Annotated in this window: 15 protein-coding genes; 13 read left to right on the forward strand and 2 right to left on the reverse strand. The window is 30.8% G+C overall.

Annotation, left to right across the window (positions count from 1 at the left end; translation table 11 throughout):
* Window positions 1-4 precede the first annotated feature (4 nt).
* Window positions 5-1,048 (reverse strand): hypothetical protein, encoded by a 1,044-nt coding sequence (locus E0F76_RS07570; protein WP_132003699.1) that lies wholly within the window; start codon window positions 1,046-1,048, stop codon window positions 5-7.
* A gap of 259 nt (window positions 1,049-1,307) precedes the next feature.
* Here E0F76_RS07570 and E0F76_RS07575 point away from each other — a divergent pair, with 259 nt between their 5' ends.
* The 6 genes from E0F76_RS07575 to E0F76_RS07600 all read left to right on the forward strand — a co-directional run bounded on the left by E0F76_RS07575 (window position 1,308) and on the right by E0F76_RS07600 (window position 7,610).
* Window positions 1,308-1,823, forward strand: coding sequence for an RNA polymerase sigma factor (locus E0F76_RS07575; RefSeq protein WP_132003702.1), 516 nt, complete (start codon window positions 1,308-1,310; stop codon window positions 1,821-1,823).
* A gap of 54 nt (window positions 1,824-1,877) precedes the next feature.
* Window positions 1,878-2,792: a FecR family protein gene (locus tag E0F76_RS07580; RefSeq protein ID WP_132003705.1), complete on the forward strand. Its 915-nt coding sequence runs from the start codon at window positions 1,878-1,880 to the stop codon at window positions 2,790-2,792.
* A complete protein-coding gene (locus tag E0F76_RS07585; protein WP_132003708.1) occupies window positions 2,779-5,316 on the forward strand; it encodes a TonB-dependent receptor plug domain-containing protein in 2,538 nt (845 codons plus the stop codon). The genes E0F76_RS07580 and E0F76_RS07585 overlap by 14 nt, the downstream gene beginning before the upstream one ends.
* Before the next feature lie 259 nt (window positions 5,317-5,575).
* A complete protein-coding gene (locus tag E0F76_RS07590; protein WP_132003710.1) occupies window positions 5,576-6,028 on the forward strand; it encodes a hypothetical protein in 453 nt (150 codons plus the stop codon).
* A 128-nt stretch (window positions 6,029-6,156) separates the two neighbouring features.
* Window positions 6,157-6,462: a hypothetical protein gene (locus E0F76_RS07595; RefSeq protein WP_132003713.1), complete on the forward strand. Its 306-nt coding sequence runs from the start codon at window positions 6,157-6,159 to the stop codon at window positions 6,460-6,462.
* Between the two features lie 278 nt (window positions 6,463-6,740).
* Window positions 6,741-7,610 carry an isocitrate lyase/PEP mutase family protein gene (locus E0F76_RS07600; RefSeq protein ID WP_132003716.1) on the forward strand — a complete coding sequence of 290 codons (870 nt, stop codon included), beginning with the start codon at window positions 6,741-6,743 and terminating at the stop codon, window positions 7,608-7,610.
* Between the two features lie 220 nt (window positions 7,611-7,830).
* Here E0F76_RS07600 and glmM read toward each other — a convergent pair whose 3' ends face one another.
* Entirely contained in the window at window positions 7,831-9,225 is a 1,395-nt protein-coding gene (gene glmM / locus E0F76_RS07605) for a phosphoglucosamine mutase (RefSeq protein WP_132003719.1), read from the reverse strand.
* Between the two features lie 158 nt (window positions 9,226-9,383).
* Here glmM and E0F76_RS07610 point away from each other — a divergent pair, with 158 nt between their 5' ends.
* From E0F76_RS07610 to E0F76_RS07640, 7 genes are all read left to right on the forward strand, one after another.
* Window positions 9,384-9,980 (forward strand): acyl carrier protein phosphodiesterase, encoded by a 597-nt coding sequence (locus tag E0F76_RS07610; protein ID WP_132003722.1) that lies wholly within the window; start codon window positions 9,384-9,386, stop codon window positions 9,978-9,980.
* A gap of 10 nt (window positions 9,981-9,990) precedes the next feature.
* Window positions 9,991-10,659 carry a DNA alkylation repair protein gene (locus tag E0F76_RS07615; RefSeq protein WP_132003725.1) on the forward strand — a complete coding sequence of 223 codons (669 nt, stop codon included), beginning with the start codon at window positions 9,991-9,993 and terminating at the stop codon, window positions 10,657-10,659.
* A gap of 43 nt (window positions 10,660-10,702) precedes the next feature.
* Window positions 10,703-12,487 (forward strand): chloride channel protein, encoded by a 1,785-nt coding sequence (locus tag E0F76_RS07620; protein ID WP_132003728.1) that lies wholly within the window; start codon window positions 10,703-10,705, stop codon window positions 12,485-12,487.
* Window positions 12,488-12,498: 11 nt separating this feature from the next.
* The gene (locus E0F76_RS07625) at window positions 12,499-13,179 is read left to right on the forward strand and encodes a peptidoglycan DD-metalloendopeptidase family protein (protein WP_132003731.1); all 681 of its coding nucleotides are present in this window, start codon (window positions 12,499-12,501) and stop codon (window positions 13,177-13,179) included.
* A 92-nt stretch (window positions 13,180-13,271) separates the two neighbouring features.
* Window positions 13,272-13,742: a nuclear transport factor 2 family protein gene (locus tag E0F76_RS07630; protein ID WP_132003734.1), complete on the forward strand. Its 471-nt coding sequence runs from the start codon at window positions 13,272-13,274 to the stop codon at window positions 13,740-13,742.
* Window positions 13,743-14,115: 373 nt separating this feature from the next.
* Entirely contained in the window at window positions 14,116-17,205 is a 3,090-nt protein-coding gene (locus E0F76_RS07635; protein WP_132003737.1) for a PAS domain S-box protein, read from the forward strand.
* A gap of 109 nt (window positions 17,206-17,314) precedes the next feature.
* On the forward strand, window positions 17,315-18,421 hold the full coding sequence (locus tag E0F76_RS07640) for an AI-2E family transporter (RefSeq protein ID WP_132003740.1): 1,107 nt from the start codon (window positions 17,315-17,317) through the stop codon (window positions 18,419-18,421).
* Window positions 18,422-18,646 lie beyond the last annotated feature (225 nt).

The following is an 18,646-nucleotide window of genomic DNA, read 5'->3' on the forward strand; positions in this document are numbered from 1 at the left end:
TAATTTAAATTTGTTTTAATACTAATGTAACTGCTGCATTAGTAGTGCTTTGCAATGATATTGTTGTTGCGCTAAAACTGCTTACTTTCCAGGTGTTATTTAATAAAACAAATGTTGCATTTCCAGAAAAATTTAGTTTTAATAAAACATCTACTTCCGAGCTTACTTTATAAGTACCATTTACAGTTGTACTCAAAATATTTGTGGCCGTTACTGATAAATTATTTGCAAAATTTACTGTATAATCTTTGTAATTTGTTGCTGTATTCACCCCAGCGCTTATATAAGAGTCTACTTTAAACTTTCCGTTAACTAAAATCGTTTCTAATTTTTTCGAGTTTTCTGCTGCTGCTTCTATTTTAGCTTTTACCGCTAGAGAGGCATTAATAGTGGATTGCAATTCAGCATCGCTAGTAACTGTTGATTTAGATTCTCCTGTAATAGTAGTTGAAATTGGATACTTCACAGAATAATACTCTGTACTAGCTACATTAGACATATACGTATACAATTGTTGTTTGGATGTTATTACAACAGTTCCTGTTTGTACTAAACTCTCATTATACGTTAATATTGTTATTGGGAAGCTAATATCTAATGTAGAAATAGCGCTTTGACTATTACTTTGAGCAGTTGTACATGCATTTAAAATCGCATTATACTCCGCTTGGCTATTTACAGTAACCTCAGTATAATTACTTAATTTAACTCTTAAAGGAAATTGTAATACAACTGTATCTTGATCATTATTAGATAGTGCTAAAATAGAAATAACTTGTTGGTAATCTATTTGAGAAAAAAGAGAAACTTGAACTCCATTTACTTTAGCGGAAGCTGGTAATATAATAGAAGAACAAGAAGCTCCGTCTATAAAATCATCAGATGAACCATCGTACATCGCAGTACGTTTTAGATTAGTAGTAGTTGTTGAGTTTGCAGAATTGGTATTTGGATTATTTCCTTCAACGTTATCAATTTCACTTTGGCATGATGTAAATCCTAAGATAGTCATCAATGCAATTCCGGTAATCGTTTTTAATTTTTTCATGATTTTCAAATTTAATGTTTTTTTTATATTTACTAGCGGTGTTTTTAACGCCTTTCTGTTAGTAAGACAACTCGCTTTATTTTTTCCCTATAGCATTTTGAAAAAAATATTTTAAATTTTACCATTCATTTCTTAATTAATTAAATGCCAGATCATTAAAAAATAAATTATTTTTTAAATAATGCAAATACTATTATTCTAAGTTCTTTTTGCAAAAATAATTTACTTTTACAACTTATAAAAAACGAATTAATTCTAAATGAGCGACGAAAACAATACACTTTGCGACGAAAATCACTTTAGGAACTTTTACCTAAAACAGGTCCAATCAGCAACTAATTTTGCGTATTACAAATGTGGTGATAGTGATGCTGCACTAGATTTGGTACAAGATGCATTTACTAAAATATGGGAGAACTGTTCCAAAATTGACTTTACTAAAGTAAAAACCTATTTGTTTACTACTATCAATAATATATTTCTAAATACTATAAAACATCAAAAAGTGGTGTTGCGATATGCAAAAGAGTCTCCCAATTTAGATACCAATAATCAAAGTCCTGACTATTTATTAGAAGAAGAAGAATTCAAACAAAAACTCACAAATGTTATTGCTTCTTTAAGTGAAGTACAACGAGAAGTGTTTTTATTAAATCGAATAGATGGCAAAAAATACAGAGAAATTGCAGAATTACTCAATGTTTCTCAAAAAACAGTAGAAAAAAGAATGTCTGATGCGCTCAAAATACTAAAAGCCCAGATCGAAAACTTATAATTTATCAATAGGGTAATGTAAAAGTTAGTTGTCTTATTAACATAGAGATATAAAATGAAAAATGAAAAAGAAATATTAAAATGGCTAAATGGCGAGCTTTCAAGCGAAGAAATTGAGGATTTAAAACAATCCGAAGATTCGAAAACACTTGAAAAGATTGCTCATTACGCATCACAATTGGAAGCTCCAAAAGTAGATGCCCAAGCTACTTTTGAAGCATTTAAGACCAAAAATCAATCTAAAAATAAATCAAAAGTAAGAACTTTGAACGTAAAAGCATTCTATAGAATGGCTGCTGTTTTTGTAGTTTTGTTAACCTCAGCTTATTTTATATATTTCAATACCTCTACTTCTTTTGAAACTCAAATAGCGCAAACAAAAACAGTCCTACTTCCGGATCATTCAGAAGTAATATTAAATGCGACTTCAAAATTATCCTTCAACGAAAGAAAATGGGACGATAAAAGAGATTTAACTTTAGATGGAGAAGCTTATTTTAAAGTACAGAAAGGCAAAACGTTTAGTGTAAACACCAATTCTGGAATTGTAAAAGTATTGGGAACACAATTTAACGTAAAAGAACGTAAAAACTATTTTGAAGTTCATTGTTATGAAGGTTTAGTAAGTGTAACTTACAGCAACAAAACCATTAAATTACCTCCTGGAAAAACGTTTCGAGTTATCAATGGAACTATCGAAAATGTGGACGATTTCAATTCCAAAAGACCTTCGTGGATCGAACAAGAATCCAGTTTTAATAGGATTCCGCTAGATCAGGTTATTGCCGAACTAGAACGTCAATATGATTTAAATATTAAAGATGATGGTGTAGACACATCCAAACTATTTACGGGAAGTTTTACAAATACAAATAAGGATATAGCGCTTCAAGCAGTTACAATTCCACTTCAATTAAGTTACAGGATTCAAGGCAAAACAGTGATATTATACAACTATGAAGTTAAATAAAGGAATCCTTTTTCTGCTACTTTGTTTTGAATGTATTTGTTTTGGACAAAATACAACTAAAAAAGTATCGTTAACTGAAGTAATTTTTACCATTGAAAAACAATTTAATGTAAAATTTTCGTACGCCGTAGAAGATGTTGCGGATATTACAATTGAAAAACCCAAAGCTACATTTACATTACAACAAACAATAGCGTACCTCAATTCAAAAACCCTTTTAAATTTTAAAGCCTTAGACAATCGTTATGTTACTGTTTCGGTGATTAACAAAACAATAGCGGTTTGTGGAGTTGTTTTATCTGATGATAAAAAGTTGCCTTTAATTGGTGCTTCTGTACTAGTAAATGATATTGGAAAAAGCACCATTACAGATATAAACGGCAAGTTTACTTTGGCCGATATTCCATTAAACTCAATAATAACACTATCATTTATAGGTTTTGAATCCAAACAATTAGAAGCCAATGCGTTATTTTCAACACAAAAAAATTGCAAAGAAATAGTACTTTCTACAAAAAATGAGGAATTGAATCAGGTCATGATAAATGTATATCTTACGCCTGGATTGCAAAAATATTTAGATGGAAGTACAGTTTTAAACACAAAAAGATTTGGCATACTTCCTGGCCTAATAGAACCCGACATTTTACAATCGATACAAACTTTACCAGGTGTTGAAAGTAGTAATGAAAGCATTGCAAATATTAATGTTAGGGGCGGAACTAACGATCAAAATTTAGTGCTTTGGGATAATATCAAAATGTATCATTCCGGCCATTTCTTTGGATTAATATCTGCTTATAACCCCAATCTTACGAGCAAAGTAATTGTTAGTAAAAACGGAACAAGTGCAGAATTTAGTGATGGTGTTTCAAGTACAATTAACATGCAAACCAAAGATGTAGTTACCAATGTTTTTTCTGGTGGAGCAGGAATTAATTTAATAAGTACGGATGCTTTTTTAGAAATCCCAATAACAAAAAAATTAGAGTTTCATGTTTCAGGACGTCGTTCGATTACTGATTTGTATCAATCTCCAACGTACACCAAATATTTTCAACGCAGCTTTCAAGATACCGAAATCAATGCAAAAAGTGATCAAAAGGAGACTTCTTCCGATTTTTATTTTTATGATTTTACAGCAAAATTGCTTTATGATGTCAATGAAAAACATCAAATTAGAGCTAATATTATTGGCATCAATAACGCTTTGGATTATTCGGAACACCATATTTTAAATTCAAATGAAACGGAATCCAAAGTGAGTAATTTATCTCAAAAAAACATGGGATATGGTGGAAACTGGAAAGGACAATGGACTCCAAAATTAAGCACGCATCTTATCGCTTATTTATGCAAATACAATATAGATGCTAGTGATTACAGAGTCGAAACAGACCAGCTTTTAACGGAAGCCAACGAAGTGCTAGAAACAGGTGTGAAATTAAATTCTAATTACAAAGCAAATGACAATTTAAATTACTTGCTTGGTTATCAATACAATGAAACTGGGATGTTAAACCAAACTATAGTTAGCAATCCAAGGTATTCTAGTACTAAAAAGGACGTTTTATTGAATCACGCCTTATTTTCAGAGGTTGAATACAATAAAAAAAACACCTATTTAAGAGCGGGAATACGTTTGAATTATTTTCAAAAATTCGATAAATTCATTTTTGAACCTAGAATAAACATTAGGCAAAAAATATCCAATCAATTTGCTTTAAAATTAGAAGGCGAATTCAAAAATCAATCCACTACTCAAATAGTTGATTTTGAAGATGATTTTTTAGGAGTTGAAAAAAGACGCTGGGTTGCAGTCACCGATAAAGATATCCCAATTGCGACAAGCAAACAAGGTTCTTTTGGTGTCGAATTCAATGAAAAAAAACTAACCATTGAGGCAACTGGTTTTTATAAAATCGTTGATGGAATTACAACTTCTAATCAGGGTTTTTATAACAGCTTTCAATATACTTCGGCTAATGGAAGTTATACCGCTAAAGGTTTGGAGTTTTTAGCCAATAAAACGGCTCAAAAATATAGTGTTTGGTTAAGTTATACATTCAGTACAAATGAATATGAATTTGATTCTTTTACCCCCACAACCTTTCCCAATAATGTTGACATTAGACATTCTGTATCTTTAGGTTTTTATTATACTATCTTTAAAAACATTAAAATAGCTGTAGGTGGTATTTGGAGAAATGGTCAGCCGTACACAAAACCGGTCGAAGGCAAAGAAACGATTCAAAAAGGAAATAATACAATGGTGAATTATGACACTCCAAACAAAGAAAATCTTGATGATTTCATGCGCTTAGACGCTTCACTAAATTATAATTTCATGTTGTCACCCTCTATTAAAGCTACATTTACAGCTGGTGTAATAAATGCTACCAATCATGATAATGAAATCAATCGATATTATAAAGTCAATCCAAATGACTCCAATGATGCCATTCAAGTAGATAATAAATCACTCGGTTTAACACCAAATATGAGTTTTAGATTGAATTTTTAATGTTTTTACCTACTATATAATAAAACTTGCCTTTTAAAATTCCTGTCACCACTTTCGATTCGTACTTAATTCTTTAGCGGCAAAATACATCATTTACATAGCTGCTTAAGTTTGAAATCGCAGTAATTAACTTGCTAAATATGATAATTTTTTCTTAAAAATGCTTGTTAATCAGTATTTTACGTTTTTTTGTTAAAAAAATTTATTTAACTTTAAGGTGATAAAATAAATCACAGTTTAACTTTAAAATTTTACGATTATGAAAAGTTTAAATTATATTATTTCGCCTTTACTATTAAGTACGATTATAATAAGTTGTTCTTATATATCTGATCCGATGATTACAGCAAGTAATGATACTTATCATCTAAATTCATTAAAAAAAATAAAAACCCCAGCAATTTGGGCTGATTGCAATGTTTATGCGACCATTGGAACCAATACGAGCTTTAAACCTACAGCTGGCAATTTTGATGAACTGTATAATGGTGCCAATTTTAAAGATGGGATTGGGGCAATATCGGAAAGTAAACCTGGTGATAGAGATTTTAATGGTGGAAGATGGCACGTGAATTCCCTTAAGCCAGATGTTGATCCAGATAAATACCGAAATGCCTGTGCAGTAGAAGATTTAGATTTGAATGATTTTATGTCAACATCCACTTATTTTGAATGTCCTTTACGACCTATAAATGGTATGAGTGGCAATTAATAAAACAATTCCAGCAGTTATTTAATAAAAATAGTTAAAGAAGTTTTTAAAATGTGGAGACCAGAAACCACTTTAAAAACGGGGCGTTATCGAAAAGCCAAATGAGTAGAAGTAAAAAAACAAAAAAAATGGAACACTTGAAAAAAGTAATGGTACAATTTGACTTTCCTGAAATGACAGCCAAACAATTTGACAAGATATGGCAAGACATTCGTGTTAAAGGTCATGGAAATCCATCTGGTTTAGAACATCATGCAGCGGCTATTTCTGAAAAGGGAATGAAGATAATTGATGTATGGGAAAGTGAAGATAAATTCAATAAATTTGGAAATACATTAATGCCTATTTTGGCACAAAATGGTATAATTCCAGCAAAACCAGTAATTTTACCTCTACATTTTGAATATAACGGCATTAGAACTGGCGTGCTTTAATTCTGTGATTTAGAAAATTTATAAATAAATGTCAGGGCAGTTTAATTAATTGACTGCCCTAATTTTTACAGTAAGCGGACAAATAAAACGGAAAGTCAATGAAAAATCAATCAATAAATTATACCATTTTCTAAAATAATTTCTGAAAGATTTTTGCTTAAAATGAAACCGTTTAATTTCCAGTTTTACTTTTATTTCTTCAATAATTCTTACTGAAAATACTTCAGTTCTTTAAGCAATTTCATACGAAGTTAGCTATCATAATATAAAACAAGATTATGGTTCCAAATATTCAAATACAAAAAGCTGAAATGTTCTTGAAATTTCATCAAGACAATGAAATTTTAGTACTATTAAACTCGTGGGACATCGGTAGTTCGAAATTAATAGAAGCCTGTGGCTACAAAGCAATTGCTACAACAAGCATGGGAATTGCTGCATCCTTGGGTTATCCCGACTGCCAAATAATACAATTATCAGAAATGATTAATGCCATAACAGGGATCGTAAATGGAGTACAAGTTCCGGTAACTGTGGACATAGAAGCCGGATATGGAAATAATTTAAATGAAATAATTGATTCAGTCAAGAAGATAATTGCGACAGGAATTGTTGGAATAAACATTGAAGACAGTATTGATCTAAATCCAGTATTAATTGATGAGATGGAATTTTGTGAAAGAATATCAGCTATTCGTGCATTATCCGATTCAATGGGCTTTCATCTAGTAATTAATGCAAGGACTGATTCTTTTTATACTTCATTAGCGTCATCACGAGAAAAATTAGCTGAATCAATTAAGCGTGGCAATAAATATCGGGAAGCTGGTGCAGACTGCATATTTATTCAGCCTGTATGGGAAAAAGAAACCATTTCAACACTGGTGAAGGAAATTAATGCACCAATCAATATTCTTTCAAACCCTGGAATTGGTAAAGGGTTACCTCCGTCTGTTCGTGAACTTCAGGACATGGGCGTCTCCCGTTTAAGCCTAGGTTCAAGTGTAATGAAAGCGACTTTAACCCTAATTAAAAAAATTGCTAACGAACTAAGAGAAAAGGGAACTTATGCTGTTTTATTAGATTCACTAACTCCGTTTACCGACTCTGCATTAGCCTATAAAATGGCAACAGAGTTAAGTAAATAAAAAACAACTAAACATCAATTACAACTGATTTGGGTATTAAGTATAATGTTAAGTTCTAACGTATTTGATGTGTTAAGATAAACCCGAGGTTCTAAATATTCACTAAACTTCTCAAGTTGGAAAGTCCGGCTATTTTTAATAACCAAGCAGTCAGCTATTAAAAAATGAAACCCTTTCAAAAATATTATTTGAAAGGATTTTATACTTAAAAAAGTAAGTTTTAAATTCCTGCAACTGTTTTAATTTCATCAATAATTCTCAAAGCCAAAGCATCTGCCTTTTCTTGTGAAGCTGCCTCGGTATAAATTCGGATAATTGGTTCAGTATTCGATTTTCGAAGGTGAACCCAATCCTCAGAAAAGTCAATTTTCACACCGTCAATCGTTGTAATATCCTCGTTTTTGTACTTCTCCGTCATGGCAACAAGAATCGCGTCAACATCAATTTGCGGCGTCAATTCAATTTTGTTTTTACTCATGTAATATTCCGGATAGGAAGCTCTCAAAGCGGACACACTCATTTTTTTGTTGGCTAAATGGGTCAAAAACAAGGCTACTCCAACCAAACTATCGCGACCATAATGCAATTCAGGATAGATAATTCCACCATTTCCTTCTCCACCTATGATAGCATTATTTTTTTTCATTAATTCCACTACGTTCACCTCACCAACTGCACTGGCTTCGTAACTACCTTTATGTTGATTTGTTACATCGCGTAATGCACGAGAAGACGACATATTCGAAACTGTATTTCCTGGTGTTTTACTCAATACATAATCAGCACAAGCTACTAAAGTATATTCTTCGCCAAACATTTCGCCATCTTCACAGACGAATGCCAGACGATCAACATCTGGATCAACTACAATTCCTAAATCAGCTTTTTCCTTAACAACTAATTCCGAAATATCGGTCAAATGTTCTTTCAATGGTTCTGGATTATGAGGAAAATGACCGTTTGGTTCACAGTATAATTTCACTACTTCAACACCCATCAATTCCAATAATTTTGGAATAATAATTCCTCCCGAAGAATTCACACCATCAACAACCACTTTAAATTTTGCTGCTTTTACAGCTTCGATATCTACCAAAGGCAAATTTAAAACCTCATCAATATGAATATCCATATAAGCATCATTTTCTATGATTTCGCCTAAAGAATCCACATCCGAAAAATCGAAAGCTTCGGCTTCAGCGATTTGAAGGATTTTTTCCCCTTCGATACCATTCAAGAATTCTCCTTTTTCATTCAATAATTTCAATGCATTCCATTGTTTTGGATTATGGGATGCTGTAAGTATAATTCCTCCATCAGCACTTTCCAATGGAACTGCTACTTCAACAGTTGGCGTAGTTGAAAGTCCCAAATCAACAACATCGATTCCTAATCCTATCAAAGTATTTACCACTAAATTATGAATCATTGGCCCCGAAATTCTAGCATCACGACCCACAACAACCTTTAAAATCTTGTTGTCATTACCATTGTTGTTTTTAAGCCATGTTCCATATGCCGAAGCAAATTTAACGGCATCAACTGGAGTTAGGTTATCCCCTACTTTTCCGCCAATGGTTCCACGAATTCCTGATATAGATTTTATTAATGTCATTATTTTAATTTTAGAAAGTTTATAAGTTTAGAAGGGTAAGTTTATTTCGAAAGCAAAGATAAATAAACTTATACAATTGCTTAATACCATTATTCAAAGTATTTCCTAAATTTACAAAAACAAACCCGCCAAACCATCACTTTCCAACTTTTATACTAATGAATTATCTAGCACACATATTACTTTCTGGAGAGAATGATTTGATTAAAATCGGCAATTTTATGGCGGATGGAATTCATGGGAAGCATTTTGATACATTTCCTTTAGACATTCAAAAAGGAATTATTTTACATCGTTCAATAGATACTTTTACCGATGCGCATCCAATATTCAGGGAAAGTACCAAAAGATTACACACCAATTATCATCATTTTTCAGGTATAATCGTAGATATACTTTACGACCATTTTTTGGCTAAAAATTGGAGCAGCTATTCAGACGAAAAATTAGAAGACTATTCGAATCGCTTTTATCAATCATTAAAAGATAATTACGAATCACTAACTCCAAGAACTCAAAAATTCATGCCTTATATGATAGCCCAGAATTGGCTGTTAAGCTACCAAACCATCGAAGGTATTGAGGAAATTTTGACTCAAATGGATGCTCGAATGAAGTCACGAATGAAACAGGAATCGAATATGCGATTTGCTGTTGCAGAATTGAAATTATACTATTCCGAATTTGAAAATGAATTTACTACTTTTTTTAAAGAGTTAAAAACGCACTCCATTCAGAAATTAAAAACCTTATAAATACCAATTTATGCCCTTCATCCGATCATTAGAAAAAGCTTTTCAAGAAAAAAGCAATCCAGAAAATGCTGCACCTATGGTCAAATATTTGAGGAATCAGTTTTCTTTTTTTGGTTTAAAAACGGAAGAAAGAAGAACTATTTTCAAAGCCATTTGGAAAGAAAACCAAGAAGAAGTTACTAAAAACCCTAGAGCAATTGCTTTGGACCTTTATGAGAAATCCAAGCGAGAATTACATTATTGTTCCATTGAAATCTTGATAAAACAACTCAAGGGAAATTATAAAAAAGAGGATATTCAGCTTATTGAAAAAATACTAATTACGAATTCTTGGTGGGATAGCGTAGACACTATTGCAAAATACTTTTTAGGAGAATATTTAGTAGAATTCCCATTAGAAACTATAAATGTAATTGAACGCTTTTCAAATTCAGATAATATGTGGCTCAACCGAAGCGCTATCATTTTTCAATTAGGATATAAACAAAAAACTAATTTCAAAATCCTTACATTAGTATGTGAAAGACATAAAGATTCAAACGAATTTTTCATTCAAAAAGCAATTGGTTGGGCATTACGAGAGTATGGAAAAACAAATCCTGCAGCCGTAAGAAACTTTGTAATTAATGCTAATTTAACACCATTAAGTACAAAAGAAGCTTTAAAAAATATAGGCTAAAAACAAAAATAATGGTAATTTAGCGCTTTCATAATAAAATTAAATGTTCAAAAAATATTTTTATAAATTAGAAAATATAATTGCTTGGTCTCAATCCATTCTTACACCCAAACAATTTATTTTTTTATCTAGTGTTTTAATTGGTATAACTTCCGGTTTTGCTGCAATAATATTAAAAATATTTGCACACAAAGTTTTCTCTTTTGCAACCTATATCAACGGAATTCTAAAATTAAGTTTCATCAATAGTATATTACCAATATTTGGTCTTTTGCTAACCGTTTTTGTTGTCAAAAGGCTTTTAGGTGGAAGCATTGAAAAGGGAACTTCACAAATTTTATATACCGTTGCGAAAAAAGCAAGTATAATCCCTCCAAAACAAATGTATGCTCAAATTCTTACCAGTTCCTTAACCGTAGGATTGGGAGGATCAGCAGGACTAGAGAGTCCTATTGTCGTTACCGGAGCTGCTTTTGGTTCTAATTATGCACAAAGGTATAAACTGAGTTATAAAGACAGAACCCTCTTAATAGGTTGTGGAGTTGCCGCAGGTATTGCTGCAGCTTTTAATGCTCCAATCGCAGGTGTATTATTTGCAATAGAAGTTTTATTGGTCGATGTAAGTATTTCGGCATTTACTCCAATTATGATTTCGGCAGCGGCTGGTACTTTAGTTTCTTTAATTACATTGGACGAATCTATTTTATTGTCATTTAAAAGACAACAAAATTTTGATTTTCATTTTATACCATTCTATATTATTTTGGGTATTATAACTGGGTTTATATCTATTTATTATGCTAGAAATTTTCAAAGAGTAGAACATTATTTTGCTCATCTTAGAATGAATCCTTATAAAAAAGCATTGTATGGAGCTTCAATTTTAGCTGTAATAATCTTTATTTTCCCTTCCCTTTTTGGTGAAGGATATGAAAGTATCAAAACATTATCAGAAAGTGATCCAGGACAACTGTTAGAAAATACTTTATTTAGCCAATATAGAGACAATCAATGGGTATTATTGGCCTTCATTGGCTGTACAATGATGCTTAAGGTTTTTGCATCAGGAATTACCTTGGGAAGTGGTGGTAATGGAGGGAACTTTGCTCCTTCCCTATTTTTAGGTTCTTATGTAGGTTATTTCTTTGCCAAATTTTTAAATTTAACCGGACTTACACATTTACCTATCAGCAATTTTACGATGGTAGGAATGGCTGGTATTCTAAGCGGATTATTTCATGCTCCATTAACTGCAATTTTCCTTATTGCCGAAATTACAGGAGGGTATGACTTAATGATTCCCTTAATGATTGTAACGTCTATAAGTTTTGCCATTTCAAAACGATTTGAAAAACATTCGTTGGATGTGAAACATCTGGCAAAAAAAGGACTCGCTTTTACAAGTAACAAAGACGCCAATATCCTTACAACAATAGACACCAATTCCATCATTCAAACTGATTTTTTAACCCTTTCTCCAAATGATACTTTAGAAAAATTGGTCGATTTAATTTCTCATTCTAATCAAGTTATTTTTGCAGTTGTAGACAAAGAATTGAATTTACTTGGTATCGTTCATTTCAATAATATTAGAGAAATTATATTTAATAATTATAGGGTAAAACACACTTTAGTTAAAGAAATTATGACTCCATCAATTGATGTTATTTATCCTGCTGATAGTATGGAAAAAGTAATGTCTAAATTTGAAAAAACGAGAGTAACCTTTTTGCCTGTACTTAAAAATGGTAAATATTATGGTTTCATTTCTAAAGCCACTACATTAGAAATATACAGAACCAAGCTAAAATCGATGACTATCGAATAAAACAAATAACTATGAATACAATAGAAAATTATTTATTACAACTTGAAGAATCAATAGTAATTGATAGTTCCATTTGTTATTCAGATTACACTCCAATTGATCTATCGGTTTCAAGTTATGAATTAGCAACAATAGACATTAAAAATGCCGACGATTTTGAATCCTATATTAATGCTCATCTTCATAAAAAAAATGCAAAAGTTGCTTTTGGCGGTTACACTGAGGAACGTAATTTATACAAACGGGCGAATCTTTTTAATAACGAAGAAAGCGATGAGCGGAATATTCATATTGGACTTGATTTATGGGTCAAAGCAGGCACTCCAGTTTTAGCAGCTTTGGATGGAAAAGTTTATGGTTTTAATAACAATATCGGTTTGGGAAATTATGGTCCAACTATTATAGTTGAACATTGCGTCGAAAACCATGTGTTTTATACACTATATGGACATCTTTCGATGGAAAGTATAGAAAACATTGAAATTGGAACTGGTTTTAAAAAAGGACAAAAGATAGGTACTTTAGGTGATTCTTCTATAAATGGTGGTTATTCTCCACATCTTCATTTTCAAATAATAAAAGACATTAGCACTTACCATAGTGATTATCCAGGTGTTTGCAGTAAAAAAACTTTGGATTATTATTTAGAAAATTGCCCAAATCCTAATTTATTGTTGAAAATTAAACAATAGTCTAAAATAATCAACTAATCTTTATAAATAAAGTTAATAAAAACATATTTTGACGAAATAATCATTATTTTTACTTCCAATTTTTTTTTTAAATGACAGCAAACGAAAAGACTATTATTAAATTCTACACTGCTTTAGCAAATGCTGATGCCAATCAAATGTGTGAATGTTATCATCCTAATATTAAATTTCGTGATCCTATTTTTGGTTTATTAAAAGGAAATAATGTTTGCCAAATGTGGAAAATGCTAATAGTCAAAAACAAGGGGGAACTAAAAATCGACTATTTTGATATAAAAGCTGATAACTATTTAGGTGCTGCTTCTTGGATTGCAACCTATCATTTTAGTAAAACTAACAGAAAGGTTGTCAATTCTATTTCGACACTATTTCATTTTCAAGATGGACTAATAATCAAACAAAATGACGATTTTGATATCTGGAAATGGTCTAAACAAGCGATAGGATTCAAAGGCTTTCTTTTGGGTTGGACTGGTTTTTTTCAAAAAAAAATTCAGAAGCAAGCTCAAAAATCTCTACTTAATTTCGCTCGGGAAAAATAAGAATTTATTACAAAAAGGAGATAACTGAATAGTATAAATCATAATTACAATTCAAATTCAATTCGTCTTTAATATATTTAACATGAAATTACAAAATTCTATGCTATTAAGTTTGCCTATATCTGATCGTTAGTTTCGTTTTGATATTCAATTTAAAGAAGAAGACATCTAGAATTAACGTCTCTTAAACATATTTTTTAAGTTAGCATAAGCATAAATTGGTCGCAATTTAAAATCATCTAATACGAAACACAAATAATAAACGATGAAATAAAAAACAATAAACTTTGCGACTCAAACTTACGAACAGTAGAAGTAATTGCAACTGCCTTTTGGCAAATGGGTTTGACTGTAAAAAAATAAATATCTACTTATGAAACCAAATCCCTCTGTTTTATTATTAGACTCATCACAAATTAACAACATCAATTGCAAAACACTTTTCGATTTAAACCGAGATAGTATTACAATTTTTAGAATAAATGCTGATAGTATCCCTAGCAATTTTATTGAAGCAAATCCTGCAACTACAACCCTTTTTGGATATACAAAAAAAGAACTTTTATCATTGAGCATAAGAGACATAGTAGAATTGACTGACAAAAAAAGTAAATCAATGATTGCTAATTTACAAACTAAAGGCAGAATCATTTTTACAACTACTATCAAAAACAAAAAAGATAAAATTAGAACCGTTGAAGTTGAAACTTTTCTAATCAATTATGAAAACGAACCTGCATTTATGAATATCACTCGAGATATTACAGATCGCAAGCAGTTGGAACAAAATATTAGTAAAGCTTATAATAACGTTTCTACAATTCTTGATGCCATTCCAGATCTGCTGTTTGAAGTAGGTATTGATGGTAGAATCTATCATTATCATTCTCATCGAACAGATTTATTAGCTGTACCAGCAGCTGTTTTTATAGATCAATTATTTCAAGATGTATTGCCTGCAGATGTCTCTAAAATTTGTATGGAAGCCATTCAGGAAACTAACGTTAAAGGGTGGTCAACGGGAAAACAGTACGCACTGGATTTGCCCAACGGCAAAAAATGGTTTGAACTTTCAGTGTCTCCAATAAATGATAGTAATAATGATGATAAACATTTTATATTACTTGCCAGAGATATTACAGATCGTAAAATGGCTGAAAATATTTTAAAAGAAAATGAAGAAAATCTCCAAGTTATTTTCGATTCTATTTCGGAAGCGATATATATAGTAGACAAATCTGGAACATTTATAAATGTAAATAAAGGAACCGAAAAAATGTACCAGTATTCCAGAAAAGAACTTATAGGAAAATCTCTTTTAAATTTTGCTGCTCAAAGTTTAAACGATCAAAGTGCTATTCAATCGAAAATGAAATCTGTATGTAAAACAGGAAATCCAGAACAATTTGAGTTTTGGGCAGTACGCAAAAACGGGGTAATTTTTCCAACAGAAGTTGTTTTTGACAAATGCAAGTATTTTGGAAAGGAAGTATTGATAGCCACTGCAAGAGATATTACAAAACGAAAAAAAGCCGAAGATTCATTAAGAAAAAGCGAAGAAAAAATAAAAAGCATCTTCAATCTAGCTAATTCAGGAATTGTTTTGACAGACATTAAAGGAAATTTTTTGGAATTTAATCATAAGTGGTTAGAAATGCTGGGGTATACACCCGAAGAAATGAAAAAGTTGACAAATTTAAATATAACACATCCAAATGATATTGAGAAAACAAAATTATGGGGAAATAAGGTTTATAATGCGGAAATTGAAAGGTATCAAATAGAAAAAAGATATATAACGAAAGATAAATCCGTTTTTTGGGGAGAAGAATCTGTTTCAGTAATAAAAGATGAGCATAATAAAATCATCAACACAGTCGGAATTATCTCAGATATATCGGAACGAAAATATACACAAGAAAAAATAAAACAACTCTCTCAAGCTGTCGAACAAAGCCCTGTTACAATTATCATTACAAATACAAGTGGAGAAGTTGAATATGCAAATCCAAAATTTTACGAAACTACGGGATATACAGTCGAAGAAATTCTTGGAAAAAATCTTACAATTATAAAAACCAATCATACTTCATCTGATGAATACAAACAATTATGGCAAACCATTTCATCTGGAAATGAATGGTTCGGGGAATTTCACAACAGGAAAAAAGATGGAACATTATATTGGGAATCAGCTTCAATTTCACCAATTATAAATTCATTTGGAAAAATAACCCATTATATAGCTATAAAAGAAGACATAACCGAACGCAAGCGAGTTGAAAAGCAATTAATAAAAGCCAAAGAAAAAGCGGAAGAAAGTGACCGATTAAAATTAGCTTTTCTAGCAAATATGAGTCATGAAATTCGAACTCCAATGAATGGAATTTTGGGATTCACAGAACTTTTAAAAGAAACACAATTAGATAGAGAGGTTCAACAGGAATACATTGGAATAATTGAGAAAAGTGGTGTTCGTATGCTCAATATCATCAATGATATAATAAACATCTCAAAAATCGAATCAGGACAAGTTGAACTATCCCTGTCTGAAACGAACATAAATGAGCAAATGCTATACATCCAAACCTTTTTCAAACCAGAAGCGACTTTAAAAGGAATTACTCTAATTGCCTCAAAATTATTACCCCTAAATGAGGCTATAATTAAAACAGATCTTGAAAAAATTTATGCCATATTAACTAATCTCGTCAAAAATGCACTTAAATTCACAAATTCAGGCACAATTGAATTTGGATGTTTTAAAAAGGAGAATAACTTAGAGTTTTTCGTAAAAGACACAGGATTAGGCATTTCAAAATCACAGCAAAAAATAATATTCGAAAGATTTAGGCAAGCTAATGATACTACAAGTCGTTCTCATGAGGGTTCTGGTTTAGGATTAGCTATTTCAAAAGCTTACGTAAAAAAACTTGGTGGAAAAATATGGTTAGAAAGCGAAGAAAACAAAGGAAGTTCATTTTATTTCACAATCCCTTTTGTCTCTTATTCAGCACAAAAGCACAAAACAATTACTAAAAGAATTGATATACCTAAAAAAATTGCATTGAATATTAAAAATCTAAAGGTTTTGATTGTTGAAGACGATTCTATATCAAAATTACTAATTACAATTGCTGTCAAACCTTTTAGCAAAGAAATATTGAAAGTAAGCACTGGTTTTGAGGCCGTAGAAGCTTGCCGTAATAATCCAGATATCGATCTCGTAATGATGGATATCAATATGCCTGAAATGGGCGGTTATGAAGCCACGAAAAAGATAAGAGAGTTCAATAAAAATATTATAATAATTGCGCAAACAGCTAATGGGATGCAAAGCGATAGAGACAAAGCAATTGAAGCTGGATGTACAGATTACATACCAAAACCGATAAACATAGCTTTTTTAAGTGATTTAATTCTAAAATATTTCGAAAATAAAATGAGTCATAATACAGATTAATTAATACAATCCTATCGTGAAAAAGTAGGAATAAGTATTGAAAATTGGCTTTAATTATATTATAAAAAACATAAAAGATTTAATATATAATTACAAATTTTGAAATATCATGTTACAAGTTCCAAAAACAAATAAATCATCCCAATCAAATAAAAAATTTTCTGTTCTTGAAATTCTTCAATTTACAGTTTTAGTTTCTCTTTTATTATATTTTGGAAAAACACTATTTATACCTCTAAGTTTTTCTATGCTTATAAGTTTTATTCTTTACCCTATTTGCAAATGGTTAGAGCAAAAAGGAGTGAATAAAATTATTGCCATATTCCTACCCATTTTTTGTCTTATACTTTTTTTTGGAGCCCTATTTTTTTTACTTCTAACTCAATTAATCGAGTTTTCAAATGAATGGGGATTATTCAAAATAAAAATAGTAGAAACGATAAATCAATTGAGCTTTTTTATTGTCGAAAAATTTAATTTTAGCACAGAAAAACAATTGAATTTTGTTAAAAACATAGTTGATAATTCTGGTTCTCAGGCTTTCTCATTTCTACAAACCACATTCTATTCTTTATCCGAATCCGTTTTTTATCTTATCATAATTCCTGTATATTCGATACTAATACTATATTACCGAAAATTACTTGTGAATGTTTTATATCGTATTTTCTCTTCAGAAAAAAAGAAAATCATACACGAAATCTTGGTCGAAACTATTCATGCTTATTATAATTTTATAAAGGGAATGCTGATTGTTTATCTAGTAGTGGGTATTTTAAATAGTATTGGTCTTGCAATTATAGGTATTCCTCATCCTATTTTATTTGGGTTTATTGCTTCCATATTCACATTTATTCCTTACATCGGAATTATAATTTCAGCCCTATTACCAATTACAATTTCCTGGATAACTTTTAATTCTATTTGGTATCCAATAGGTGTTATATTCGTTTTTTCAACTGTTCAATTACTCGAAGCTTATATTATATTCCCATTTGCTGTAGGTGGTCGATTAAAAATAAACACACTTGTTATCATTTTAGTAATAATTATCGGTGGTATTTTATGGGGCGCTGTCGGAATGATTTTATTTATTCCTTTTATAAGCATCATTAAATTAATTGCTGATCGAACCAAAAATTTAAAAACATTATCCGTAGTTCTTGGAGATGGATTAGAAGATACTATTTTAACAAAACCAACCGAGAAAATATAATAAAAATAGTATCATAAATTCTACTTCAGGATAATTTTATCATAAAACGTTCCATTATATTTAAATTATAATTAATTCTTATAAGGCTCTAGAAAAATTTCGAATTATAGTACGATTATTTCAAAATATGCATAAAGATTATGTTAAAAATAGGAATAGAAAAATACGAAAAAGTAGTCGGATTTTAATCCAAAAATAAAATTTAGATTCACTTTTCAAAAATGG

The sequence above is a fragment of the Flavobacterium cellulosilyticum genome (assembly GCF_004349355.1).
In the GTDB taxonomy this organism is placed as follows: Bacteria; Bacteroidota; Bacteroidia; order Flavobacteriales; family Flavobacteriaceae; genus Flavobacterium; species Flavobacterium cellulosilyticum.